Consider the following 25967-nt stretch of genomic DNA (forward strand, 5'->3'; position numbering starts at 1 on the left):
TAAATACGGAACCGAGAATCTGATGAGTGACTATAAATCAACCCTGAATTTGCCGGAAACAGGGTTCCCGATGCGCGGCGATCTCGCCAAGCGCGAACCGGGAATGCTGGCGCGTTGGACTGATGATGACCTGTACGGCATCATTCGTGCAGCCAAAAAAGGCAAAAAAACCTTCATTCTGCATGATGGCCCTCCCTATGCGAATGGCAGCATTCATATTGGTCACTCGGTTAACAAGATTCTGAAAGACATTATCGTGAAGTCCAAAGGACTCGCGGGCTATGACTCGCCTTACGTTCCGGGCTGGGACTGCCACGGTCTGCCAATCGAGCTGAAAGTCGAGCAAGAGTTCGGCAAGCCAGGTGAGAAGTTCACCGCCGCCGAGTTCCGTGCGAAGTGCCGCGAATACGCAGCCACGCAGGTTGACGGTCAGCGTGCTGACTTCATCCGTCTGGGCGTGCTGGGCGACTGGTCGCACCCGTACCTGACCATGGACTTCAAAACGGAAGCCAACATTATCCGTGCGCTGGGCAAAATCATCGGTAACGGCCACCTGCACAAAGGCGCAAAGCCGGTGCACTGGTGCGTGGACTGCCGTTCTGCGCTGGCAGAAGCGGAAGTGGAGTATTACGACAAAACCTCTCCGTCTATCGACGTGGCCTTCCACGCGGTGGATCAGGATGCGGTAAAAGCCAAATTTGGCGTCGCCTCGGTAAACGGCCCGATCTCTCTGGTGATCTGGACCACCACCCCGTGGACTCTGCCTGCCAACCGTGCGATCTCCCTGTCCGGTGAGTTCGAATACGCGCTGGTGCAGATTGACGGTCAGGCGGTTATCCTGGCGAAAGATCTGGTTGAGAGCGTGCTGAAGCGCGCGCATATCACTGACTACACCGTGCTGGGCACCGTGAAAGGTGACGCCCTGGAGCTGATGCGCTTCAAACACCCGTTCCTGGACTTCGACGTTCCGGCGATCCTCGGCGACCACGTGACGCTGGAAGCGGGTACCGGTGCGGTACATACCGCCGGTGGCCACGGTCCTGACGACTACAACATCAGCCTGAAGTACGGTCTGGAAATCGCTAACCCGGTTGGCCCGGACGGTTCTTACCTGCCTGGCACCTACCCGGCGCTGGACGGTATCAACGTCTTCAAAGCGAACGACATTATCGTCGACATGCTGCGTACCAGCGGCGCGCTGCTGCACGTTGAAAAAATGCAGCACAGCTATCCGTGCTGCTGGCGTCACAAGACCCCGATCATCTTCCGTGCGACCCCGCAGTGGTTCGTGAGCATGGATCAGAAGGGCCTGCGCGAGCAGTCTCTGAAAGAGATCAAAGGCGTGCAGTGGATCCCGGACTGGGGCCAGGCGCGTATCGAATCCATGGTGGCTAACCGTCCTGACTGGTGTATCTCCCGTCAGCGTACCTGGGGTGTGCCGATGTCGCTGTTCGTGCATAAAGAGACGCATGAGCTGCACCCGAACACCCTGGAACTGATGGAAGAAGTGGCGAAGCGCGTCGAAGTTGACGGCATTCAGGCGTGGTGGGATCTCGACGCCCGTGACATCCTGGGCGCTGATGCGGATAACTACGAGAAAGTGCCGGATACCCTGGACGTGTGGTTCGATTCCGGGTCTACCCACTCCTCCGTGGTTGACGTGCGTCCGGAGTTTGCCGGTCACGCTGCCGATATGTATCTGGAAGGGTCTGACCAACACCGCGGCTGGTTCATGTCATCTCTGATGATCTCTACCGCCATGAAGGGTAAAGCGCCTTACCGTCAGGTACTGACTCACGGCTTCACCGTGGATGGTCAGGGCCGTAAGATGTCCAAATCCATCGGTAACACCGTTTCTCCGCAGGATGTGATGAACAAACTGGGCGCAGACATTCTGCGTCTGTGGGTGGCATCGACCGACTACACCGGCGAAATGGCGGTGTCTGACGAGATCCTGAAACGCGCTGCCGACAGCTATCGTCGTATCCGTAACACCGCGCGCTTCCTGCTGGCGAACCTGAACGGGTTCGATCCGGCAAAAGACATGGTGAAACCGGAAGAGATGGTCGTGCTGGACCGCTGGGCGGTAGGCTGCGCGAAAGCGGCGCAGGAAGATATCCTGAAGGCCTACGAGTCTTATGACTTCCATGAAGTTGTGCAGCGCCTGATGCGCTTCTGCTCCATTGAGATGGGCTCGTTCTACCTCGACATCATCAAAGACCGCCAGTACACCGCGAAAGCGGACAGCGTGGCGCGTCGTAGCTGCCAGACCGCACTGTTCCATATCGCAGAAGCGCTGGTACGCTGGATGGCGCCGATCATGTCCTTCACCGCGGATGAAATCTGGGGCTATTTACCGGGCGACCGTGAGAAGTATGTCTTCACCGGCGAGTGGTACGAAGGTCTGTTCGATCTCTCCAGCACCGAAGCGATGAACGATGCCTTCTGGGACGAGCTGCTGAAAGTACGTGGCGAAGTGAACAAGGTTATCGAGCAGGCGCGTGCTGATAAGAAAGTCGGCGGCTCTCTGGAAGCGGCAGTAACCCTGTACGCGGAGCCAGAGCTGGCGGCGAAGCTGACGGCGCTGGGCGATGAATTACGATTTGTCCTGTTGACCTCCGGTGCGAAAGTTGCGGATTATGCCGAGGCTTCTGCTGATGCTCAGCAGAGCGAACTGCTCAAAGGACTGAAGGTCGCGCTGAGCAAAGCCGACGGTGAGAAATGCCCGCGTTGCTGGCATTACACCACCGATGTCGGTCAGGTGGCGGAACACGCAGACATCTGCGGACGCTGTGTAAGCAACGTCGCCGGTGACGGCGAAAAACGTAAGTTTGCCTGATGAGTAAAACTCTCTGTTCAACAGGACTGCGCTGGCTGTGGCTGGTTGTGGTGGTGCTGATTATTGATCTGGGCAGCAAGTTCCTGATCCTCCAGAACTTTGCTCTGGGGGAGACGGTCCCGCTGTTCCCGTCGCTTAACCTGCACTACGCGCGCAATTACGGTGCGGCGTTCAGTTTCCTTGCTGACAGCGGTGGCTGGCAGCGCTGGTTCTTTGCGGGTATCGCTCTCGGTATCTGCGTGATCCTGGCGGTGCTGATGTACCGCTCGAAGGCAACGCAAAAGCTGAATAACATCGCCTACGCGCTGATCATTGGCGGCGCGCTGGGCAACCTGTTTGATCGCCTGTGGCACGGCTTTGTGGTCGATATGATCGACTTCTACGTCGGCGACTGGCACTTCGCGACCTTTAACCTCGCTGATAGCGCCATTTGCATCGGTGCGGCGTTAATCGTGCTGGAAGGCTTCTTGCCTAAACCCGCTGCGAAAGAGCAGGCGTAAGCATCAATGCCGGGTGGCGCTACGCTTACCCGGCCTACAGAATTTGTGGCTTCCCGTAGGCCCGGTAAGCGTAGCGCCACCGGGCAACAGGTGACCCAAAACAAGCGAGCAATTTGCATGTCTAAATCCGTACAGAGCAACAGCGCGGTTCTCGTTCACTTCACGCTGAAGCTGGATGATGGTTCAACGGCTGAGTCCACCCGCAATAACGGCAAACCGGCCCTGTTTCGTCTTGGCGATACCTCCCTGTCTGAAGGTCTTGAGCAGCAGCTTCTGGGCCTGAAAGAGGGCGAGAAAAAAGCCTTTTCGCTGGAGCCGGATGCGGCATTTGGCGTGCCAAGCCCGGACCTGATCCAGTATTTCTCGCGCCGCGAGTTTATGGACGCAGGTGAACCGGAAATCGGCGCGATTATGCTCTTTACCGCTATGGACGGCAGCGAAATGCCTGGCGTGATCCGCGAAATCAACGGCGACTCGATTACCGTTGACTTCAACCATCCGCTTGCAGGGCGTACCGTTCATTTTGATGTTGAAGTGCTGGAAATCGATCCGGCACTGGAGGCCTGAAATGCAGATCCTGTTGGCTAACCCGCGCGGCTTCTGCGCCGGTGTAGACCGCGCTATCAGCATTGTTGAAAACGCGCTGGAGATTTACGGCGCGCCGATTTATGTACGTCACGAAGTGGTGCATAACCGCTACGTGGTCGACAGCCTGCGCGAACGCGGTGCCATCTTTATCGAGCAGATCAGCGAAGTGCCGGACGGTGCGATCCTGATTTTCTCCGCGCACGGCGTCTCTCAGGCGGTCCGTAACGAAGCCAAAAGCCGCGATCTGACCGTCTTCGATGCCACCTGCCCATTGGTGACCAAGGTGCATATGGAAGTGGCGCGCGCCAGCCGCCGTGGTGAAGAGTCGATCCTGATTGGCCATGCTGGCCACCCGGAAGTCGAGGGCACCATGGGCCAGTACAGCAACCCTGAAGGGGGAATGTACCTGGTGGAGTCGCCTGAAGATGTCTTCACGCTGAACGTGAAAAACGAAGCGCGCCTGTCGTTTATGACCCAGACGACGCTCTCCGTCGACGATACCTCAGACGTGATTGATGCCCTGCGTCAGCGCTTCCCGAAAATCGTCGGGCCGCGCAAGGACGACATCTGCTACGCCACCACCAATCGTCAGGAAGCGGTGCGCGCACTGGCTGAACAGGCGGACGTGGTGCTGGTGGTCGGCTCTAAGAACTCCTCCAACTCTAACCGTCTGGCTGAACTGGCACAGCGAATGGGGAAGGCGGCGTTCCTGATCGACGATGCCACGGATATTCAGGAAGTGTGGGTTAAAGACGCGGCCTGCGTAGGCGTGACGGCCGGGGCATCCGCGCCCGATATTCTGGTACAAAACGTCATTTCCCGTCTGCAGGAGCTGGGCGGCGGCGAAGCGGTGCCGCTGGAAGGACGCGAAGAGAATATTGTTTTCGAAGTGCCGAAAGAGCTGAGAATCGACGCCCGCGAAGTCGAATAGTCCCTTTTCTGATGAAAGGCCAGCACCTCCTGTGCTGGCCTTTTTTTTACCCGTTACTTTATCGTGACGACAAAATCATGTCTTTTACTGATATTTAAGTCGGTTTCACGTTAAATTCTAATTATTGGTGTTTTCAGTTGGCAGTGCTCAGAAAGGCTGGTTAATCTGAAAACGGTTTACATCATTTTAACGTAAGAGAATAACTATGCATGATGCACAGATCCGTGTCGCCATTGCGGGCGCGGGTGGACGTATGGGCCGTCAGCTGATTCAGGCGGCACTTCAGATGGATGGCGTAGCACTTGGCGCGGCGCTGGAGCGTGACGGTTCATCGCTTCTGGGGACCGATGCTGGCGAGCTGGCGGGCGCGGGAAAGACCGGCGTCACCGTACAAAGCAGCCTGGACGCGGTTAAAGATGACTTCGATGTGTTCATCGATTTTACCCGTCCTGAAGGGACGCTCACGCATCTGGCGTTTTGCCGCCAGCACGGCAAGGGGATGGTGATCGGCACCACCGGTTTTGACGATGCGGGCAAGCAGGCTATCCAGGATGCATCCAAAGAGATTGCGATTGTCTTCGCCGCAAACTTTAGCGTGGGCGTTAACGTCATGCTGAAGCTGCTGGAGAAGGCGGCGAAGGTGATGGGCAACTACACCGATATTGAGATTGTCGAAGCTCACCACCGCTATAAGGTTGATGCGCCATCAGGCACGGCGCTGGCAATGGGCGAAGCGATTGCTCATGCACTTGATAAAGATTTAAAAGACTGCGCGGTCTATGCCCGCGAAGGCCACACCGGGGAGCGCGTGCCGGGCACCATTGGTTTCGCAACCGTCCGGGCGGGTGACATCGTCGGCGAACATACCGCGATGTTCGCCGATATCGGCGAGCGCGTCGAGATTACGCATAAAGCGTCCAGCCGAATGACGTTTGCCAATGGTGCCGTTCGATCCGCCTTGTGGCTGAAAGAGAAGAAAAATGGTCTTTTTGATATGAGAGATGTGCTTGATCTCAACAATCTGTAAGCATTATTACCCATCGTGATGTGGTTATTGCAGTCGTAATCCTTTGATTGCATAGGGCAATAATTTATTGCCCTTTTATTTTATCTGTTTCGTGCTTATTTCGTTCCTTTAGCCTTGAAAGTATAGCTATTCCCCTTTATTCTCGTTGCTAAAATATAAATTTTGACCATTTGGTCCACTTTTTGATGCCGTGCCTACTCATTTTTCATTAAACCCGGTGCGCAAGCGTTTTCCGCAGTGATTTACCTGATCTTTTTGTCGCTTAAGCTTCACTCACCTCGTCAGATACGCAAAATACTAAACAAAATATCGGTTTTAAGTTGACTTTTACCCACCAAATCTCCAGAATGCCGCCGTTTGCCAAAAATCCGCTGGCAACACATTTGCATTGATCCATGACATGGTTATGAATTAATATGCAAATAAAGTGAGTGAATATTCTCTGGAGGGTGTTTTGATTAAGTCAGCGCTATTGGTTCTGGAAGACGGAACCCAGTTTATCGGTCGGGCCATAGGGGCAACGGGTTCGGCGGTTGGGGAAGTCGTTTTCAATACTTCAATGACCGGTTATCAAGAAATCCTCACTGATCCTTCCTATTCTCGCCAAATCGTTACTCTTACTTATCCTCATATCGGCAATGTCGGCACCAATGCGGCTGACGAAGAATCCTCTCAGGTACATGCGCAAGGCCTTGTCATTCGTGACCTGCCGCTGATTGCCAGCAACTTCCGCAATACCGAAGACCTCTCTTCTTACCTGAAGCGCCATAACATCGTGGCGATTGCCGATATCGATACCCGTAAGTTAACGCGTCTGCTGCGCGAGAAGGGTGCACAGAACGGCTGCATCATCGCGGGTGATAACCTCGATGCGACGCTGGCGCTGGAAAAAGCGAAAGCCTTCCCGGGCCTGAACGGCATGGACCTGGCGAAAGAAGTGACTACCGCAGAAGCCTACAGCTGGACGCAGGGTAGCTGGACGCTGGAAGGCGACCTGCCGGAAGCGAAAAAAGAGAGCGAGCTGCCGTTCCACGTGGTGGCCTACGATTTCGGCGCCAAGCGCAACATCCTGCGCATGCTGGTTGACCGCGGCTGCCGCCTGACGGTAGTGCCAGCACAAACGTCTGCTGAAGACGTACTGAAGATGAATCCGGACGGTATTTTCCTGTCCAACGGCCCTGGCGACCCGGCGCCGTGCGATTACGCCATCGCTGCCATCAAGTCCTTCCTGGAAACCGACATTCCGGTATTCGGCATCTGCCTCGGCCATCAGCTGCTGGCGCTGGCGAGCGGTGCGAACACCGTCAAAATGAAGTTCGGCCACCACGGTGGTAACCACCCGGTGAAAGATATCGATAACAACACGGTGATGATCACCGCGCAGAACCACGGCTTTGCCGTCGATGAGGCCTCAATGCCGGCTAACCTGCGCGTGACCCATAAGTCGCTGTTCGATGGCACCCTGCAGGGGATTCATCGTACCGATAAGCCAGCGTTCAGCTTCCAGGGGCATCCTGAAGCCAGCCCGGGCCCACACGACGCCGCGCCGCTGTTCGATCACTTCATCGAACTTATCGAGCAATACCGTAAGACCGCTAAATAATCAGGAGCCGAGAAGACAATGCCAAAACGTACAGACATAAAAAGCATCCTGATCCTTGGCGCTGGCCCGATCGTCATCGGCCAGGCCTGCGAATTCGACTACTCCGGCGCGCAGGCATGTAAAGCCCTGCGTGAAGAGGGTTACCGCGTCATCCTGGTTAACTCTAACCCGGCTACCATCATGACCGACCCGGAAATGGCAGATGCGACCTACATCGAGCCGATTCACTGGGAAGTGGTGCGTAAAATCATCGAGAAAGAGCGTCCGGACGCGGTGCTGCCAACCATGGGCGGCCAGACGGCGCTGAACTGCGCGCTCGAGCTGGAGCGTCAGGGCGTGCTGGCCGAATTCGGCGTCACCATGATTGGTGCGACCGCCGACGCGATTGATAAAGCCGAAGACCGTCGCCGCTTCGACGTGGCGATGAAGAAAATCGGCCTCGACACCGCGCGCTCCGGTATCGCACACAACATGGAAGAAGCGCTGGCCGTTGCGGCTGACGTGGGCTATCCGTGCATCATCCGTCCATCGTTCACCATGGGCGGCACCGGCGGCGGTATCGCTTACAACCGTGAAGAGTTCGAAGAAATTTGCGAACGCGGTCTGGATCTCTCTCCAACCAAAGAGCTGCTGATTGATGAATCGCTGATTGGCTGGAAAGAGTACGAGATGGAAGTGGTGCGTGATAAAAACGACAACTGCATCATCGTCTGCTCCATCGAAAACTTCGATGCGATGGGTATCCACACCGGCGACTCCATCACCGTTGCGCCAGCCCAGACGCTGACCGACAAAGAGTACCAAATCATGCGTAACGCCTCGATGGCGGTACTGCGTGAAATCGGCGTGGAAACCGGTGGTTCAAACGTGCAGTTCTCCGTGAACCCGAAAACCGGCCGCCTGATTGTTATCGAAATGAACCCGCGCGTGTCCCGCTCCTCCGCGCTGGCCTCTAAAGCGACCGGCTTCCCGATTGCGAAAGTGGCGGCGAAACTGGCGGTGGGTTATACCCTCGACGAGCTGATGAACGACATCACCGGTGGCCGCACCCCTGCGTCCTTCGAGCCATCCATCGACTACGTTGTGACCAAAATTCCACGCTTTAACTTCGAGAAATTTGCAGGCGCGAACGACCGTCTGACCACCCAGATGAAATCTGTCGGGGAAGTGATGGCGATTGGCCGCACGCAGCAGGAATCCCTGCAAAAAGCGCTGCGCGGTCTGGAAGTGGGTGCGACCGGTTTCGACCCGAAAGTGAGCCTGGACGACCCGGAAGCGCTGACCAAAATCCGCCGCGAGCTGAAAGACGCGGGCGCAGAGCGTATCTGGTACATCGCCGATGCCTTCCGTGCCGGCCTGTCCGTCGACGGCGTGTTCAACCTGACTAACATCGACCGCTGGTTCCTGGTGCAGATTGAAGAGCTGGTGCGTCTGGAAGAGAAAGTGGCCGAGCTGGGCATCAACGGCCTGGACGCTGACTTCCTGCGTGTGCTGAAGCGTAAAGGCTTCGCCGATGCGCGTCTGGCTAAGCTGGCGGGCGTGCGTGAAGCGGAAATCCGCAAGCTGCGTGACCAGTATGACCTGCACCCGGTCTACAAGCGCGTGGACACCTGTGCGGCTGAATTCTCGACCGACACCGCGTACATGTACTCCACCTATGAAGACGAGTGCGAAGCGAACCCGTCCGTCGACCGCGACAAGATTATGGTGCTGGGCGGTGGTCCAAACCGTATCGGCCAGGGCATCGAGTTCGACTACTGCTGCGTACACGCCTCGCTGGCGCTGCGCGAAGACGGTTACGAGACCATCATGGTCAACTGTAACCCGGAAACCGTCTCCACCGACTACGATACCTCCGACCGCCTCTACTTCGAGCCGGTTACCCTGGAAGACGTGCTGGAAATCGTGCGCATCGAGAAGCCAAAAGGCGTTATCGTGCAGTACGGTGGCCAGACTCCGCTGAAGCTGGCGCGCGCGCTGGAAGCGGCAGGCGTACCGGTTATCGGTACCAGCCCGGATGCGATTGACCGTGCGGAAGACCGCGAGCGTTTCCAGCAGGCGGTTGACCGTCTGAAGCTGAAACAGCCGGCGAACGCCACGGTGACGGCCATCGAACAGGCCGTAGAGAAGGCGAAAGAGATTGGCTACCCGCTGGTGGTGCGTCCTTCCTACGTGCTGGGCGGCCGCGCGATGGAAATCGTCTACGACGAAGCCGACCTGCGTCGCTACTTCCAGACGGCGGTGAGCGTCTCCAACGATGCGCCAGTGCTGCTCGACCGCTTCCTCGACGATGCGGTAGAAGTGGACGTTGATGCCATCTGCGACGGCGAAATGGTGCTGATTGGCGGCATTATGGAGCATATCGAGCAGGCGGGCGTGCACTCCGGTGACTCTGCCTGTTCTCTGCCAGCGTACACCCTGAGCCAGGAAATTCAGGATGTGATGCGCCAGCAGGTGCAGAAGTTGGCCTTCGAGCTGCAGGTTCGCGGCCTGATGAACGTCCAGTTCGCGGTGAAAGATAACGAAGTCTACCTGATTGAAGTCAACCCGCGTGCGGCACGTACCGTACCGTTCGTCTCCAAAGCCACCGGTATTCCGCTGGCGAAAGTGGCGGCGCGCGTGATGGCAGGCCAGACGCTGGCACAGCAGGGCGTGACCAAAGAGATCATTCCACCGTACTACTCGGTGAAAGAAGTGGTGCTGCCGTTCAACAAATTCCCGGGCGTTGACCCGCTGTTAGGGCCAGAAATGCGCTCAACCGGGGAAGTGATGGGCGTAGGCCGCACCTTCGCAGAAGCGTTCGCGAAGGCGCAGCTGGGCAGTAGCTCAACCATGAGAAAATCGGGCCGTGCGCTGCTCTCTGTTCGCGAAGGCGATAAAGAGCGCGTGGTTGACCTGGCCGCCAAGCTGCTGAAGCAGGGCTTTGAACTGGACGCGACCCACGGTACGGCGATTGTGCTGGGTGAAGCGGGCATCAACCCGCGTCTGGTGAACAAGGTGCATGAAGGTCGTCCGCACATTCAGGATCGTATCAAGAATGGCGAATACACCTACATCATCAACACCACCGCAGGCCGCCAGGCGATTGAAGACTCCAAGCTGATTCGCCGCAGCGCGCTGCAGTACAAAGTGCACTACGACACCACCCTGAACGGCGGTTTCGCAACAGCCATGGCGCTGAACGCGGATGCCACCGAGAAGGTGATTTCGGTTCAGGAAATGCACGCGCAGATTAGCAAGTAATCTGCGTAGGCCCGGCAAGCGGTAGCGCTGCCGGGCAAATGGCGGGTGGCGCTTCGCTTACCCGCCCTACTTTTTTCTTTATCCATCTTCAGAACCTTCTGGTTTTTCATCCGCATTCAGTGAGTTAGCCTAAAATCATTAGGTCGATAACGAAATTCAACTGAGAGCAGGGGAAAACACCATGCAAAATAAATTACTGATCGCCACCCTTCTTGCCGCCACTGCTACGTTTACCGTCGCGGGCTGTTCCTCTAACCAGGCAGTGAAAACCACCGATGGCAAAACCATTGTCACCGACGGAAAACCAGAGGTCGATGATGATACCGGTCTGGTGTCGTATAAAAATGCGGAAACGGGTCAGACCGAGCAGATCAACCGCGATCAGGTTAAATCAATGGGCGAGCTGGATAACTAATAAAAAAGCCGTGGCGTTTGCCACGGCTTTTAGTCTTTCAGGAACGATTACCAGCGGTGGTTCAGCAGGATATGACCGCCATAAGCAGCATAGCTGTTTTCACCCCACTCGCCGCTGGCGCGCAGGGAGAGCGTGGTGGTGTCGTTCAGGTTACCGGTGACGCCCAGTTCCAGCTGCCCACGATCTTCCGGCGTATCGTTGCTGACAGTCTCGCCGTTAAACGCCAGATCGTTTTGACCCGCACCTTTCAGCCAGTTCACGGCAACGTACGGCTGCCAGGCTTTCACATCTTTCTGTTGGAAGTAGCTTGATTTGACGCCCAGACGACCAAACAGACCGTCGTTGTCCAGCGTTGTCACCCGCACGCCGTCGCGATCGGTATGATTTTCCTGATCCAGATAGCTGTAGACGATCTGAGCCTGCGGTTCGATTTTCCAGGTGCGCTCATTCTCTGAATCAACCACCCACGCATGGCCCACTTCGACGGAAGCGGCAAAACCGGTGCTGTCGTAGTCTTCATCGTTGCGATTGCTGGTCACTTTATTGTTGTACCAGCTGTAGGCGGCCCAGGTATCAACGTAGCTGCCCAGGCGCAGCTTCTGATCTTCCTGCCAGGTTGCATACAGGCCGACGTTAAAGCCGTCCACTTTGCCCTGCGCATCACGCACGTTGTGTTTTGCATCAGAGTGGGTTTTCGCCTGACCGGCCCCGAACATGCCGCCCGCACGCAGAATACCGTTGTCCATAGGCTTGCTCATAAAGTCGCTGCCTACCTGAAGCACGGTGGTGGTGGTGTCATAGCTGACTTTGTCGCCGCCTGCATCGTTTTCATGATAGCGACCTTTGACGTACATCCAGGTGTTGAGGTCTTCTTCATTACGGAAGGTGATCTGATCGCGATCGTCACGCTTGTGCAGGAACATGCTCTGCGCGGCAAGGTAGTTGCCTAAGTAAGCGCCAACCTCCGGAGCCATGACCTCAGGACCGCAGTTGCTGCCGTTGTCGGTGTTACCGCCGTTGTCGGTGTTACCGCCGTTGTCAGTGTTACCGCCGTGGTCAGTGTTACCGCCGTTGTCGGTGTTACCGCCGTTGTCGGTGTTACCGCCGTTGTCGGTGTTATCACCGTTGTCGGTGTTATCGCCATCATCGGTATTGTCAGACGGTTCATCGGAAGGCGTGGCCTTTGACTCCAGGTACCAGTTGCCGTTGCTGTGCTGATAGAGATTATATTCCCACGCACCGGCAACCACCGGTTTGGCAAGGGTCAACTGGGCTTCGGAGCTGCCGCCAACGCTGATAATTTCCATGCCGTTAACGGTTTGCGCGCCCAGGCCGCCAATGTTGTTAACGCTGACGTCGGACTGGCCAAAGCTGCTGCCGGTAATGGTGAGATGATCGGTTGGCGAGTTGTCTTCACCCAGGGTACTGTTCATCACGATCTGACTGCCCGCAGAGCCGGTATAGTCGCCGTTAATGGTGAAATTATTGCCAACGCTGTTATTGGCGGCGCTGAGTAACAGTGTGCCACCGTTGGTGACGTTGCCGTTGACCGTATCGATACCTGAAACGCTCAGCGTATCGTTACCCTGAATCGCATTCCATGCTGCCAGCGTACCACCCGTGAGGATGTTGATATTGTCGTTTACTTCGCCAGCAGTGGCAAACTGAGCGCCATTTTCGACAGTAATCGTCGCGTTGCTACTCTTTGTACCAAGCGTTGAACCAACAGCGACAAGCGTGGTGCCGCTATGCAGAACGGTATCACCCGTGTAGGTGTTTTTGCCGGTTAGCGTCAGGGTGTTGGAATCCACTTTTTCAACATTGCCGCTACCGGTAATGCCGGTGGCGAACGCCGTATTACTGCCCTGATTAAAAATAAGGGTGCCGTTGTTGGTCAATCCACCGCTCAGCGTCGCCGTTTTCGTGCCATCACCCAGCTGGAGAGAAGCATCTTCGGCAACGAGAGTCGTGCCTGCATTAGACACATTCCCCGACAGGATTAAATCACCGCTGTTAACCAGCAGCGAATTGCCAGAACCGATAATGTCGATATTCCCTGAGAGCGCCCAGCTTTCACCGTCCATTTCAAAAGAAGCAAAGCCATCGCCTTCCGATAAGCCAACAAAATTGCTGTCTTCTGTGCCGGTTCCTGCCAGGGTTATCGTATTTCCTTTAGAGACGCTAGAAATGACGTCGCCTTTCAATGACGAGCCTGTATCAAGTACCAATGTATTATTTTTGCTGCTGGCAAACGTAATCGCCGTACCGCCACCGCCAATCGAGCCCTTGTTAGTGATATCAACTTTCGCCGTATCCGTTACGTTGATGCCGTTCTGAAGGCCCTGAACGGTACCCGTGTTGATGATTTTCGAATTGCCATCGCTCAGGATAATACCGTTGTCACTCGTGCCGGTGATTGTACCGCTGTTATCTATACCGGCCCCTGTTTGAGCACTGATACCGTTTTTACCTTTTATCACTCCCGATGACGTATTGGAAATATTTATTGCAGAGGAAGATTCACTGACAAAGATCCCATTTTCAGCGCCGGAAATATTTCCCTCATTATTTAAGTCACCCAGCATTGACTGGATGTTAATAGCGTTGCCTGTTTTAGATGTAATATTTGCGTTGAGATCATTATTAATAATGACGCGCTGCGCGCCAGTATTAATCTCTAGCCCGTTTGCCGTTCCAGAAATATTTCCCTGATTGGTGGCCGTTTTTACGTTAAACCCTGTTACGGAGACGGCCGCCTCATTCCCGGAAGAGGTGATCGTAACGTCTTTACTTATGACGTATTCAGTGTCGGCGGAGAAATCTTGCGGCACGGAGGTGGACTGGTCAATCGTACCGGAAAAGGCTACGGCGGGCGTGAATATCAACAAGGCAGGAAACAGATTGCCCAGCGTTCTGGTTGTTTTATTGAGTCTGAAATAATTGTTGCTCATGTACACATCCATTTGAATAAGAAGGGCGCGATATAACGCATTAAAATAACGTTTATATGCGAAGTAAAAGAATGAGCTCGCGACAAAGAGCATAAAATTATTATTTTTTCAATGTGTTATGTATAGATCGATTTATTAAAAAATTATTTTAGATTTTCTTAAAATATCTCATCTTTATATGGATTAATGGGAGGAATTCATGTCATGGATCTTTTGCGAAGATAAAAACGTCCTGCGAATGATGATTACCAATAGCTGCGCTTTCCTTTTCATGGCCTCTACGCCCCTTTCACCGGGCGGGTTAACTGTCTACACTCACTGCTACAAGAAGAGAAGAAGACAGGCCATTTGATGATACTCATTATTTACGCGCACCCTTATCCGCAGCACTCGCATGCGAATAAGCGGATGCTTGAGCAGGTAAGGACGCTTGATAACGTAGAGATACGTTCTCTCTATCAACTTTATCCCGATTTCAACATCGATATCGCCGCTGAACAGGAGGCGCTTTCCCGTGCCGATCTGATCGTCTGGCAGCATCCCATGCAGTGGTACAGCACGCCCCCGCTGCTGAAGCTGTGGATTGATAAGGTCTTCTCCCACGGCTGGGCGTATGGCCACAATGGTCATGCGCTAAAAGGGAAAAGCCTGATGTGGGCGGTTACCACGGGCGGAGGAGAAAGCCACTTTGATATTGGTTCCTTCCCGGGTTTTGAGGTCCTGGCACAGCCGCTGCAGGCGACCGCGCTCTACTGCGGCCTGAACTGGCTCCCGCCTTTTGCGATGCACTGCACCTTTGTCTGCGATGACGAAACGCTGCAGGCGCAGGCTCGGCATTATAAACAACGCTTACTTGAGTGGCAGGAGGCGCACCATGGATAGCCATACGCTGATACAGGCGCTGATATACCTTGGCGCAGCGGCGCTGATTGTGCCCGTGGCGGTACGCCTTGGGCTGGGCTCTGTTCTCGGCTACCTGATTGCGGGCTGCGTTATTGGACCGTGGGGCTTTCGACTGGTGACGGATGCAGAGGCGATCCTTCATTTTGCTGAAATTGGCGTTGTGCTGATGCTCTTTGTGATTGGTCTGGAACTCGATCCGCAGCGCCTGTGGAAGCTTCGCGCCTCGGTATTTGGCGGCGGGGCGCTGCAGATGGTGGCCTGTGGCCTGCTGCTGGGTGGGTTCTGCATCCTGCTGGGCATGGACTGGAAAGTGGCAGAGCTTATCGGCATGACGCTGGCGCTCTCCTCGACCGCCATTGCCATGCAGGCCATGAACGAGCGCAATCTGACGGTCTCGCAGATGGGACGCAGTGCGTTCTCGGTGCTGCTGTTCCAGGACATTGCCGCTATCCCGCTGGTGGCGATGATCCCGCTGCTGGCGGCCAGCGGTTCCTCCACGACGCTGGGGGCGTTCGCGCTGTCGGCATTAAAAGTCGTGGGGGCGCTGGCGCTGGTGGTGCTGCTTGGTCGCTACGTCACCCGTCCGCTGCTGCGGTTCGTGGCCCGCTCGGGCCTTCGCGAAGTGTTCAGCGCCGTGGCGCTCTTCCTGGTGTTTGGTTTCGGTCTGCTGCTGGAGGAAGCTGGCCTGTCGATGGCGATGGGGGCCTTCCTGGCCGGCGTTCTGCTGGCGAGTTCCGAATACCGTCACGCGCTGGAAAGCGATATCGAGCCGTTCAAAGGCTTGCTGCTGGGGCTGTTTTTCATCGGCGTAGGAATGTCCGTCGACTTCGGCACGCTGGTGACGCACCCGCTGCGGATCGTCGTCCTGCTGGTCGGCTTCCTGATCATTAAAATGGCGATGCTGTGGCTGATTGCGCGTCCGCTGAAGGTGCCGAATAAGCAGCGCAGCTGGTTTGCGGTTCTGCTGGGGCAGGGGAGTGAATTTGCGTTCGTGGTCTTTGGCGCGGCGCAGATGGCAAATGTCCTCGATCCCGAGTGGGCAAAAGCGCTGACGCTGGCAGTCGCACTGTCGATGGCCGCGACGCCCGTTCTGCTGGTGGTGCTGACGCGTCTGGAAAAATCGGGTAGCGATCAGGAGCGCGAAGCCGATGAGATCGACGAGGAGCAGCCTCGCGTCATCATTGCCGGATTTGGCCGCTACGGGCAGATCGTTGGTCGTCTGTTGCTGTCCAGCGGGGTGAAAATGGTTATCCTCGATCACGACCCCGACCATGTCGATACACTGCGTAAATTTGATATGAAGGTGTTTTACGGCGATGCAACGCGCGTCGATCTATTGGAATCCGCCGGGGCGGCGAAAGCGGAGGTATTAATTAACGCGATTGACGATCCGGAGACCAGCCTGCAGATGGTGGAAATGGCGAAAGAGCATTTTCCGGATCTGACCATCATTTCCCGCGCCCGCGATGTGGATCACTATATCCGGCTGCGACAGGCGGGGGTAGAAGCACCGGAGCGTGAAACCTTTGAAGGCGCGCTGAAGTCTGGCCGCATGGCGCTGGAAAACCTGGGGCTCGGCGCGTATGAAGCCCGCGAACGGGCGGATCTGTTCCGTCGCTTTAATACCGAAATGGTGGAAGAGATGGCGGCGATGGCAGGCAGTACGGCCACGGAGCGTGCGGCAGTGTTTAAACGCACCAGCGCCATGCTGACGGAAATCATCAATGAGGATCGCAATCACCTGTCGCTGATCCAGCGTCACGGCTGGCAGGGCACGGAAGAGGGCAAGCATACCGGCGATCCGGCTGACGAACCGGAGAGTAAACCTTCCGCGTGAAGTGGAGTTGCCAGCAATATTAAAAAATTTCTGTATCTTTACTCTGCCGCCAGTCGACGAAAGATTAAGCTTTCCGTATAGTGGCGGCAATTTTTTGCATCCGGGAAATTTTCAATGATCAGTCTGATTGCAGCGCTGGCGGTGGACCGCGTTATCGGTATGGAAAATGCCATGCCGTGGAACCTGCCTGCCGATCTCGCATGGTTTAAACGTACTACGTTAAACAAGCCGGTAGTGATGGGCCGCCTGACCTGGGAGTCGATTGGTCGTCCATTGCCGGGCCGTAAAAATATCGTTATCAGTAGCCAGCCGGGTACTGACGATCGCGTCGAATGGGTAAAATCCGTCGACGAGGCGATTGCTGCATGCGGCAATGCCGAAGAGATCATGGTAATTGGCGGCGGGCGCGTGTACGAGCAGTTCCTGCCTAAAGCGCAGAAGCTGTATCTGACCCATATTGATGCGGAAGTGGAAGGGGATACCCATTTCCCGGACTACGATCCGGACGAGTGGGAATCGGTATTCAGCGAATTCCACGATGCGGATGCACAGAACTCTCACAGCTACTGCTTCGAGATCCTGGAACGTCGTTAAGTGATTTGCCCTCTCCCGCCCGGGAGAGGGCATGATTCAGGAGGCGACGGCCTCACTTTCCCCTAAGTCCAGCTGTCGGTTGGACGGCTGAACAAAGTAAGCTTTATCTTCCCAGCGTAAACAGGTTAACTCTCCGCCCCAGCAGCATCCGGTATCCAGACCGTAAATCCCGTCCGGCGTCCCTTTTCCTTCCAGTGCAGCCCAGTGACCAAATACCACGTTGTACTCGCTGGTCACCGGTCCCGGAATGGCAAACCACGGTTTGAGCGGGGCCGGTGCGCTTTCCGGCGTCTCTTTGGAATACATGTCCAGCTGTCCGTTCGGGAAGCAGAAACGCATGCGGGTGAAGGCGTTCGTGATAAAGCGCAGACGGGCCAGACCGCTGAGATCCTCGCTCCAGTGGTTCGGCATGTCGCCGTACATGGCATCGAGGAAGAAAGGATACGAATCGCTTGCCAGCACTGCCTCAACGTCACGCGCACAGGTTTTCGCTGTTTCAAGATCCCATTGTGGCGTGATCCCGGCATGCGCCATGACCAGCTTTTTCTCTTCGTCGACCTGAAGCAGGGGCTGACGGCGCAGCCAGTTAATCAGATCGTCCGCGTCCGGCGCATCCAGCAGCGGGGTGAGGCGATCTTTAGGTTTATTGCGGCTGATCCCGGCGAACACTGCCAGCAGATGCAGATCGTGATTGCCCAGCACCATGCGCACGCTGTCGCCCAGTGATTTGACGAAACGTAATACCTCAAGCGAGCCGGGGCCACGTGCGACTAAATCGCCCGTCAGCCAGAGCGTGTCCTGTTCTGGCGTAAAGTCGACCTGTTTTAATAATGCGATCAGTTCATCGTAGCAACCGTGAACGTCGCCAATCAGATATGTAGACATTAGATTAATGAATAAGTGTGGTTACGGCGAGACGGAACACGGGAATGGCAACGCGGAAGCCATTGCCATCGACATCGACCATTTCATAATGGCCTTGCATGGTACCCATCGGCGTTTCAATCACCGCGCCGCTGGTGTACTGGTACTCTTCGCCAGGGGCGATGTGGGGCTGTTCACCGACCACACCTTCCCCCTGAACTTCGATTTCGCGGCCATTGCCGTTGGTGATAAGCCAGTAGCGTCCGCGCAGCTGCACGGGCGTCCGCCCCAGGTTGCGAATGGTCACGGTGTAAGCAAAGACAAAACGTTCTTCGTCCGGCGAGGACTGTGATTCAACATAGACGCTTTGTACATGGACACATACGCGGGGCGAATCAATCATGGCTTAACTCTCCTTCGGCGGCGCATTTTCGCTGATGTAATTAGCCAGCTTGCAGTACTGCTCTACGGAAATGTTCTCCGCACGCATTGCCGGGTCGATCCCCAGTTCAGCTAATACCTCAACGGTGAATGAATTGCTGAGGCTATTACGGATCGTTTTACGACGCTGGTTAAAGGCTTCAGTGGTAATGCGGCTCAGTACACGCAGATCTTTAACCGGGTACGGTTTCGTTTTGTGCGGCACAAGGCGCACAACCGCTGAATCCACTTTCGGTGGCGGTGTGAACGCTGACGGCGGTACTTCGAGTACCGGGATCACGTTGCAGTAATATTGTGCCATCACGCTTAAACGACCATACGCTTTACTGTTCGGACCTGCAACCAGACGGTTAACCACCTCTTTTTGCAACATGAAGTGCATATCGGCAATGGCATCAGTATAGCTAAAGAGGTGGAACATGAGCGGCGTGGAGATGTTATACGGCAGGTTGCCGAATACGCGCAGCGGCTGGCCCATTTTTTCCGACAGTTCGCCGAAGTTCATGGTCATGGCGTCCTGCTGATAGATAGTCAGCTTCGGCCCGAGGAACGGGTGCGTTTGCAGGCGTGCGGCCAGATCGCGGTCCAGTTCGATGACGGTCAGTTCGTCGAGGCGTTCGCCTACCGGCTCGGTCAGTGCGGCAAGGCCCGGGCCGATTTCGACCATCGCCTGGCCTTTTTGTGGATTAATAGCCGAGACAATGCTTTCGATCACGAACTGATCGTTAAGGAAGTTTTGCCCGAAACGTTTACGGGCTAAGTGGCCCTGATGGACTCGATTAGTCATTGAGTATTAACAATCATTTTGATGGCGAGATTAAGCGCCGTAATAAAACTGCCGACATCCGCTTTCCCCTGGCCTGCCAGATCCAGCGCAGTACCGTGGTCAACGGACGTTCGAATAAAGGGTAAACCGAGGGTGATATTCACCCCGCGGCCAAAGCCCTGGTATTTTAGCACGGGCAGGCCCTGATCGTGGTACATCGCGAGCACGGCGTCGGCATTATCCAGGTATTTCGGCTGGAAAAGGGTATCAGCAGGCAGCGGACCGCTGAGGTTCATTCCCTTCGCCCGCATTTCGTTGAGTACCGGAATGATGGTGTCGATCTCTTCGGTGCCCATGTGCCCGCCTTCGCCCGCGTGCGGATTCAGGCCGCAAACCAGCACATGCGGCTGCGGGATCCCAAATTTTGTCTGCAGATCGTGATGCAAAATCCCGATGATCTCGCGCAGGAGATCGGGGGTGATCGCATCCGGAATCGCTTTGATCGGCAGATGGGTGGTCACCAGGGCAACGCGCATCGCTTCGGTCGCCAGCATCATCACCACTTTCGGACTGTGCGATCGCTCTTCGAAGAACTCCGTATGCCCGGTAAACGGTATGCCCGCTTCGTTGATCACGCCTTTGTGGACGGGGCCGGTAATCAGGGCGGCAAATTCGCCCTTCAGGCAACCGTCGCAGGCGCGCGCAAGGGTTTCAACCACATAATGGCCGTTTTCCGTGCTGAGCTGGCCAGGAATGACCGGCGTACGAAGGGGAACAGAGAGAAGGGTGAGGGTACCGGCTTGCTGCGGTGCAGGCTGTTGGCCTTCAACGTAAGGGATGAGCGTTAAAGGCAGACCGAGCAGCGTTGCCCGGTCCTGTAACAGTGTTGCATCCGCGCAGACAACCAGTTCTACTGGCCAGCTGCGCTGGGCGAGCTGGACAACGAGGTCAGGCCCAATCCCGGCGGGTTCGCCGGGCGTGATAACAACACGATGCTGTTTCATTAGTTGCTCAGCACTTTCACGTAAGCACTGGCGCGTTGTTCCTGCATCCAGGTGGCTGCTTCTTCGGAGAACTTACGGTTAAACAGCATACGGTAGGCTCTGTCTTTCTGCGCCGCATCCGTTTTATCAACATTACGGGTGTCCATCAGCTCGATCAGATGCCAGCCAAACGAAGAGTGGACCGGCGCGCTAATCTGGCCTTTGTTCAGCTTCATCAGCGCGTCACGGAAGGCAGGATCGTAGATATCCGCTGCCGCCCAGCCCAGATCGCCGCCCTGGTTAGCAGAGCCAGGATCCTGCGAGAACTCTTTTGCTGCTTTCGCAAACGAGGTTTTACCGCTCTTAATGTCTGCTGCAATCTGTTCCAGCTTCGCACGCGCCTGATCGTCAGTCATGATTGGTGACGGTTTCAGAAGAATATGACGAGCGTGAACTTCGGTAACGGAGATATTTTGGCTCTGGCCGCGCAGATCGTTCACTTTCAGAATGTGGAAGCCCACGCCTGAACGGATTGGACCGACGATATCCCCTTTCTTCGCCGTGCTCAGGGCCTGGGCAAAGATGGATGGCAGCTCCTGAATACGTCCCCAGCCCATCTGGCCGCCTTTCAGCGCCTGTTGGTCTGCGGAGTAGGTGATGGCCAGCTTGCCAAAGTCACCGCCGTTACGCGCCTGTTCGACAATTGAACGCGCCTGACTTTCTGCTTCCGCAGCCTGATCGGACGTTGGATTCTCTGGCAGTGGGATCAGAATGTGGCTCAGATTCAGCTCCGTGCTCGCATCGTTCTGGTTACCCACCTGTTTTGCCAGCGCGTCCACTTCCTGAGGCAGGATAGTGACGCGGCGACGCACTTCGTTGTTACGCACTTCCGAAATCAGCATCTCTTTACGGATCTGATTACGGTAGGTGGCGTAGCTGATGCCGTCATAGGCCAGACGGCTGCGCATCTGGTCTAAAGACATGTTGTTTTGTTTCGCGATGTTAGCGATCGCCTGATCGAGCTGCTCGTCAGTGACCTTCACACCCATTTTCTGCCCCATCTGCAGAACGATCTGATCCATGATCAGACGCTCCAGGATCTGGTGGCGCAGTGTGGCGTCATCCGGAAGCTGCTGACCCGCTTCGCCCGAATTGAGCTTCACCGATTTCATCAGACCGTCAACGTCACTTTCAAGCACGACGCCGTTGTTAACCACCGCGGCGACTTTATCAACAACCTGGGGGGCCGCGAAGCTGGTATTCGCAACCATAGCGACACCGAGCAGCAGCGTTTTCCAGTTCTTCATACTTTTTCCATTTCAATTAACCGCAAAGCGGATTACGTTGCAAATCAAGCACATTACAAGGAACTGCGGTAAGGCAGAATATTCGAGCGCAGCATTTTCTGCGTACCCAGACCGTAGTTGGAACTCAGGCCGCGTAACTCGAAGTTAAAGCCAATCACGTTATCGTATTTGCTTTGATTGTTTTCCCAGCCGTTAAGCTTACGTTCGTAACCGACACGCAGTGCGTAGCAGCAGGAGTTATATTGCAGCCCCACCATCTGGTCAGCAGCTTTATTCGCGTTAGTGTCAAAGTAGTAAGCGCCTACGATTGACCAACGGTCGGCGATGGGCCAACTCGCTGCCGCACCGACCTGAGAAATACCATCCGAATATTGTGGCGATTTCCAGTAGTTGATGCTGTTCTGATCATTGCTTTTCGGTAGCGTTGCCTGAATATATTCTGGGCTAGCGTAACGATAGCTTACCTGAATCATACGATCTTCATCGCGACGATACTCTATGGCTGCACTACTGTTAGCAACGTTGTCGAGACGCGTGTCATACTGCACACCGCCACGCAGGCCCCAACGGTCAGTCATACGCCAGTAGGTATCTCCCGCCCAAACTATCGATCCCGTTTTGTTGTCTTTCTCCCACTGAATATTGTCATCGCCCGTGCGAGACTCTGTGAAGTAGTAGATTTGACCCACAGAAACGTTAAAACGTTCAACGGCGGCATCATCATAAACACGTGTTGTGACGCCGGTCGTTAACTGGTTCGCTGAGGCGATGCGGTCCAGACCGCCGTAAGTACGGTCGCGGAACAGACCACTGTAGTCAGACTGCAGTAAAGAGGAGTCGTAGTTCTGAATGTTGCTCTGATCGCGGTATGGCACGTACAAATACTGCATACGCGGTTCAAGCGTCTGGGTATACCCATCCGCCAGCAGGGCCATATCACGCTCGAAGATCAGCTTACCGTCCATTTTAAACTGCGGGAGCGTTCGGTTAACCGACTCTTCCAGATGCGCACTGTTCGTTGCGTTGTAATTATCAAGATTTTTTTGCTGATAGTGCGTCGCCATCAGCTTGGCTTCAGTATTCAGGCTTGCCCAGTCGTTAGACCATGGCAGATTGATCGTCGGCTCAAGGTGAACACGCGTGGCTTCAGGCATGTCCGAATCCGTGTTCACGAAATGCACCGCCTGAGCGTAAACCCGGGTGTCGAATGGACCAACATCATTCTGGTACCAGTTGACGTCCAGCTGTGGCTCAGCGCCATAGGTAGGCGTGGACTGGTCAGAAAACACCTGGAATTTCTTGGTCGAGACGGTTGCATCAAAGTTCTGCACCGCATAGCCTACGCTGAATTTCTGCGTGGCATAGCCATCGGTACTCGAGCCGTATTTGGACGAGAAGTCATTAAAATAAGCCGAATCGCTGACTTTGGTGTAGTCAACATTAAAGCGCCACACCTGATCCATCACCCCGGAATGCTGCCAGTAGTACAGCCAACGGTGACGGTTATCACCCGAGACGTTTCTGGCGTCGTCCTTGTAAACGTTATCCGACGGCAGATAATCCAGCTCCATCAGACCCGCACCGGCGTGGGTCAGATAGCGGAATTCGTTCTCCCACATGACGTTGCCGCGCTTGTGGATATAGTGCGGCGTGATCGTCGCATCCATGTTGGGCGCGATATTCCAGTAATACGGCAGGTAGAACTCAAAGTAGTTCGTAGTGCTGTATTTGGCATTCGGGATCAGGAAACCGGAGCGACGTTTGTCACCCACGGGGAGCTGCAAATAAGGGCTGTAGAATATGGGGACCGGACCCACTTTGAAGCGGGCGTTCCAGATCTCTGCGACCTGCTCTTCGCGGTCATGGATCACTTCGCTCCCGACCACGCTCCAGGTATTTGAACCCGGCAGACACGACGTGAACGTGCCATTTTCCAGGATGGTATAGCGGTTTTCTCCGCGCTGTTTCATCAGGTCTGCGTCACCGCGCCCCTGGCGACCCACCATCTGGTAATCACCTTTCCAGACGTTAGTGTCTTTCGTATTCAGGTTTGACCAGGCTTTCGGACCTTTCAGGATGACCTGATTGTCGTCATAGTGCACATTACCCAGCGCATCCACCGTGCGTACCGGCTCGGCCGCGCCTTCCGGCTGCTTCTGGTGCAACTGCACTTCATCTGCCTGCAGGCGGCTATTGCCCTGATTAATATCGACATTGCCTGTAAACGTGGCATTGTCAGGGTAAGTCCCTTTTGAACTGTCGGCAGTAATGGTTACCGGCAAGCTATTGGTATCGCCACTCACCAGTGGGCGATTATAACTTGGGACGCCAAGCATACACTGCGAGGCGAGATCGGCCGCCAGCCCCTGTTGACTGTACAGGGCGGTGCCAATCATTGTGGCCAGGAGGGTGGGGATACGTTTTTTCATACGTTGTATTTTATTGTTCCGTCATCAGTGGCTACGGCTTACAAACGCTCAGAGACTATCTTACTCATCTGCGCAGTACCAGCGTTAATCCTGCCCGTTTGCGTGCCAGAGTGTTAGGCTCGCTATCGAATGACGAGTATGATAAAGCAAATTATAGGCGATGTCCTTCAATTGACCGTGACTTGAACACAGTGATGATGACGTTGCGTCGGCCAGGAATATGACTATCCGGGGAGTATATGCAGTATTGGGGTAAAATAATCGGCGTTGCGTTCGCCATCATCATGGGTGCCGGGTTCTGGGGAATAGTGCTGGGGCTTATTATTGGCCATATGTTTGATAAGGCGCGCAGCCGCAAAATGGCCTGGTTTGCCAATCAGCGCGAGCGTCAGTCACTCTTTTTCTCCACCACCTTTGAGGTGATGGGGCATTTAACCAAATCCAAAGGCCGCGTTACGGAAGCCGATATTCAGATTGCCAGCGTCTTTATGGACCGCATGAATCTGCACGGTGATTCCCGCCTGGAGGCGCAAAATGCGTTTCGCATCGGGAAATCCGATAACTATCCGCTTCGCGAAAAAATGCGTCAGTTCCGCAGCATCTGCTTCGGCCGTTTTGATTTAATTCGGATGTTTCTGGAAATTCAGATTCAGGCGGCCTTCGCCGACGGCTCGCTTCATCCTAACGAGCGCGATGTTTTATACGTGATTGCGGAAGAGCTGGGCATCTCCCGTATGCAGTTCGACCAGTTCCTGCGCATGATGCAGGGCGGGGCGCAGTTTGGCGGCGGCTATCACCAGCAGTCATCTGGCGGTGCCTGGCAGCAGGCGCAGCGTGGTCCGACGCTGGAAGATGCCTGTAACGTACTTGGCGTAAAGCCTTCTGACGATCAGACCACGATCAAACGTGCCTATCGTAAGCTGATGAGCGAGCACCATCCGGACAAGCTGGTCGCGAAAGGCTTACCGCCGGAAATGATGGAGATGGCGAAGCAAAAGGCGCAGGAAATTCAGAAAGCGTACGAACTGATTAAAGAGAAGAAAGGCTTTAAATAAAAAAAGCCCGACGGTGTCGGGCTTTTTTTTAGAAGTCCACCGGAGCTTTAAACGTCATCGCATTACCGAAGGCAGGATGGGTGATGGTGAGCGTCTGCGCGTGCAGCTGCAGACGTGGCGCTAAGGCCAGCGCTTCAGGCGGCGCGTAAAACCGGTCACCCAGAATCGGATGACCCAGGGCAAGCATATGCACGCGCAGCTGGTGTGAGCGACCGGTAATCGGCTTAAGCAGGACGCGCGCGGTATTATCCGGCGCGTACTCCAGCACTTCATACTCGGTCTGCGCGGCCTTGCCGGTTTCGTAGCACACCTTCTGCTTTGGCCGGTTCGGCCAGTCGCAGATCAGCGGTAAATCCACCAGCCCTTCCGCCTGCGCGGGGTGACCCCAGACGCGGGCGACATACTGCTTTTTCGGCTCGCGCTCGCGGAACTGGCGCTTCAGCTCGCGTTCCGCCGCCTTATTCAGCGCCACCACAATCACGCCGCTGGTCGCCATGTCCAGGCGATGGACAGACTCCGCCTGAGGATAATCGCGCTGAATGCGCGTCATCACGCTGTCTTTGTGCTCATCCAGACGCCCCGGCACGGACAACAGCCCGCTGGGCTTGTTGACCACCATAATGTGTTCATCCTGATACAGAATGACCAGCCAGGGATCCTGCGGCGGATTGTACGGCTCCATCACCATCTT

The 25967-nt window shown here is 55.4% G+C and carries 20 protein-coding genes; 12 read left to right on the forward strand and 8 right to left on the reverse strand.

All coding sequences use genetic code 11. The features are described from left to right. Positions 1-22 precede the first annotated feature (22 nt). The 8 genes from ileS (at position 23) to ACMWJS_RS13950 (ending at position 11146) form a co-directional block, all read left to right on the forward strand. Positions 23-2839, forward strand: coding sequence for an isoleucine--tRNA ligase (gene ileS, locus ACMWJS_RS13915; protein WP_047746182.1), 2817 nt, complete (start codon positions 23-25; stop codon positions 2837-2839). Further along, entirely contained in the window at positions 2839-3339 is a 501-nt protein-coding gene (gene lspA, locus ACMWJS_RS13920; protein ID WP_008502034.1) for a signal peptidase II, read from the forward strand. The genes ileS and lspA overlap by 1 nt, the downstream gene beginning before the upstream one ends. A 117-nt stretch (positions 3340-3456) precedes the next feature. After that, the gene (gene fkpB, locus ACMWJS_RS13925) at positions 3457-3906 is read left to right on the forward strand and encodes an FKBP-type peptidyl-prolyl cis-trans isomerase (RefSeq protein ID WP_003856450.1); all 450 of its coding nucleotides are present in this window, start codon (positions 3457-3459) and stop codon (positions 3904-3906) included. A 1-nt stretch (position 3907) separates the two neighbouring features. After that, positions 3908-4858: a 4-hydroxy-3-methylbut-2-enyl diphosphate reductase gene (gene ispH / locus ACMWJS_RS13930; protein ID WP_045907765.1), complete on the forward strand. Its 951-nt coding sequence runs from the start codon at positions 3908-3910 to the stop codon at positions 4856-4858. A gap of 205 nt (positions 4859-5063) precedes the next feature. Beyond that, complete coding sequence (gene dapB, locus ACMWJS_RS13935; RefSeq protein WP_045907766.1) at positions 5064-5885, forward strand: 4-hydroxy-tetrahydrodipicolinate reductase; 822 nt, start codon at positions 5064-5066, stop codon at positions 5883-5885. 454 nt (positions 5886-6339) lie between these two features. Beyond that, positions 6340-7488 (forward strand): glutamine-hydrolyzing carbamoyl-phosphate synthase small subunit, encoded by a 1149-nt coding sequence (carA, locus tag ACMWJS_RS13940; protein ID WP_010427050.1) that lies wholly within the window; start codon positions 6340-6342, stop codon positions 7486-7488. Between the two features lie 18 nt (positions 7489-7506). After that, complete coding sequence (gene carB, locus ACMWJS_RS13945; protein ID WP_047072642.1) at positions 7507-10731, forward strand: carbamoyl-phosphate synthase large subunit; 3225 nt, start codon at positions 7507-7509, stop codon at positions 10729-10731. A 181-nt stretch (positions 10732-10912) separates the two neighbouring features. After that, complete coding sequence (locus ACMWJS_RS13950; protein ID WP_045907769.1) at positions 10913-11146, forward strand: YgdI/YgdR family lipoprotein; 234 nt, start codon at positions 10913-10915, stop codon at positions 11144-11146. A gap of 47 nt (positions 11147-11193) precedes the next feature. Here ACMWJS_RS13950 and ACMWJS_RS13955 read toward each other — a convergent pair whose 3' ends face one another. Continuing rightward, positions 11194-14097: an autotransporter outer membrane beta-barrel domain-containing protein gene (locus ACMWJS_RS13955; RefSeq protein WP_414747206.1), complete on the reverse strand. Its 2904-nt coding sequence runs from the start codon at positions 14095-14097 to the stop codon at positions 11194-11196. Positions 14098-14448: 351 nt separating this feature from the next. Here ACMWJS_RS13955 and kefF point away from each other — a divergent pair, with 351 nt between their 5' ends. From kefF to folA, 3 genes are all read left to right on the forward strand, one after another. After that, positions 14449-14979, forward strand: coding sequence for a glutathione-regulated potassium-efflux system oxidoreductase KefF (gene kefF, locus ACMWJS_RS13960; RefSeq protein WP_045907770.1), 531 nt, complete (start codon positions 14449-14451; stop codon positions 14977-14979). Then, positions 14972-16837 (forward strand): glutathione-regulated potassium-efflux system protein KefC, encoded by a 1866-nt coding sequence (gene kefC / locus ACMWJS_RS13965; protein WP_414747207.1) that lies wholly within the window; start codon positions 14972-14974, stop codon positions 16835-16837. Before kefF ends, kefC begins: the two co-directional genes overlap by 8 nt. Positions 16838-16951: 114 nt before the next feature. Beyond that, a complete protein-coding gene (gene folA / locus ACMWJS_RS13970) occupies positions 16952-17431 on the forward strand; it encodes a type 3 dihydrofolate reductase (RefSeq protein WP_008502023.1) in 480 nt (159 codons plus the stop codon). Positions 17432-17467: 36 nt separating this feature from the next. Here folA and apaH read toward each other — a convergent pair whose 3' ends face one another. The 6 genes from apaH to lptD are packed head-to-tail and all read right to left on the reverse strand — an operon-like array spanning position 17468 to position 24221. Then, on the reverse strand, positions 17468-18316 hold the full coding sequence (apaH, locus tag ACMWJS_RS13975; protein ID WP_048028538.1) for a bis(5'-nucleosyl)-tetraphosphatase (symmetrical) ApaH: 849 nt from the start codon (positions 18314-18316) through the stop codon (positions 17468-17470). Between the two features lie 4 nt (positions 18317-18320). Continuing rightward, positions 18321-18698: a Co2+/Mg2+ efflux protein ApaG gene (gene apaG, locus ACMWJS_RS13980; RefSeq protein WP_032644031.1), complete on the reverse strand. Its 378-nt coding sequence runs from the start codon at positions 18696-18698 to the stop codon at positions 18321-18323. Positions 18699-18701: 3 nt separating this feature from the next. Next, positions 18702-19523, reverse strand: coding sequence for a 16S rRNA (adenine(1518)-N(6)/adenine(1519)-N(6))-dimethyltransferase RsmA (gene rsmA / locus ACMWJS_RS13985; RefSeq protein WP_008502020.1), 822 nt, complete (start codon positions 19521-19523; stop codon positions 18702-18704). Further along, entirely contained in the window at positions 19520-20506 is a 987-nt protein-coding gene (gene pdxA / locus ACMWJS_RS13990; RefSeq protein WP_045907774.1) for a 4-hydroxythreonine-4-phosphate dehydrogenase PdxA, read from the reverse strand. Before pdxA ends, rsmA begins: the two co-directional genes overlap by 4 nt. Next, the gene (gene surA, locus ACMWJS_RS13995; RefSeq protein WP_045907775.1) at positions 20506-21792 is read right to left on the reverse strand and encodes a peptidylprolyl isomerase SurA; all 1287 of its coding nucleotides are present in this window, start codon (positions 21790-21792) and stop codon (positions 20506-20508) included. Before surA ends, pdxA begins: the two co-directional genes overlap by 1 nt. A 53-nt stretch (positions 21793-21845) precedes the next feature. Next, a complete protein-coding gene (gene lptD, locus ACMWJS_RS14000; RefSeq protein WP_045907776.1) occupies positions 21846-24221 on the reverse strand; it encodes an LPS assembly protein LptD in 2376 nt (791 codons plus the stop codon). A 239-nt stretch (positions 24222-24460) separates the two neighbouring features. On the opposite strand from lptD, the gene djlA reads away from it, so the two are divergent. Continuing rightward, a complete protein-coding gene (gene djlA / locus ACMWJS_RS14005) occupies positions 24461-25276 on the forward strand; it encodes a co-chaperone DjlA (RefSeq protein WP_008502016.1) in 816 nt (271 codons plus the stop codon). A gap of 28 nt (positions 25277-25304) precedes the next feature. Here the strand turns inward: djlA and rluA are convergent, their stop codons facing one another. Continuing rightward, a complete protein-coding gene (gene rluA / locus ACMWJS_RS14010) occupies positions 25305-25964 on the reverse strand; it encodes a bifunctional tRNA pseudouridine(32) synthase/23S rRNA pseudouridine(746) synthase RluA (RefSeq protein ID WP_008502014.1) in 660 nt (219 codons plus the stop codon). Between the last annotated feature and the right edge of the window lie 3 nt (positions 25965-25967).

Source organism: Enterobacter sp. HK-058-C-ECC, assembly GCF_047531125.1.
Lineage (GTDB): Bacteria > Pseudomonadota > Gammaproteobacteria > Enterobacterales > Enterobacteriaceae > Enterobacter > Enterobacter quasiroggenkampii.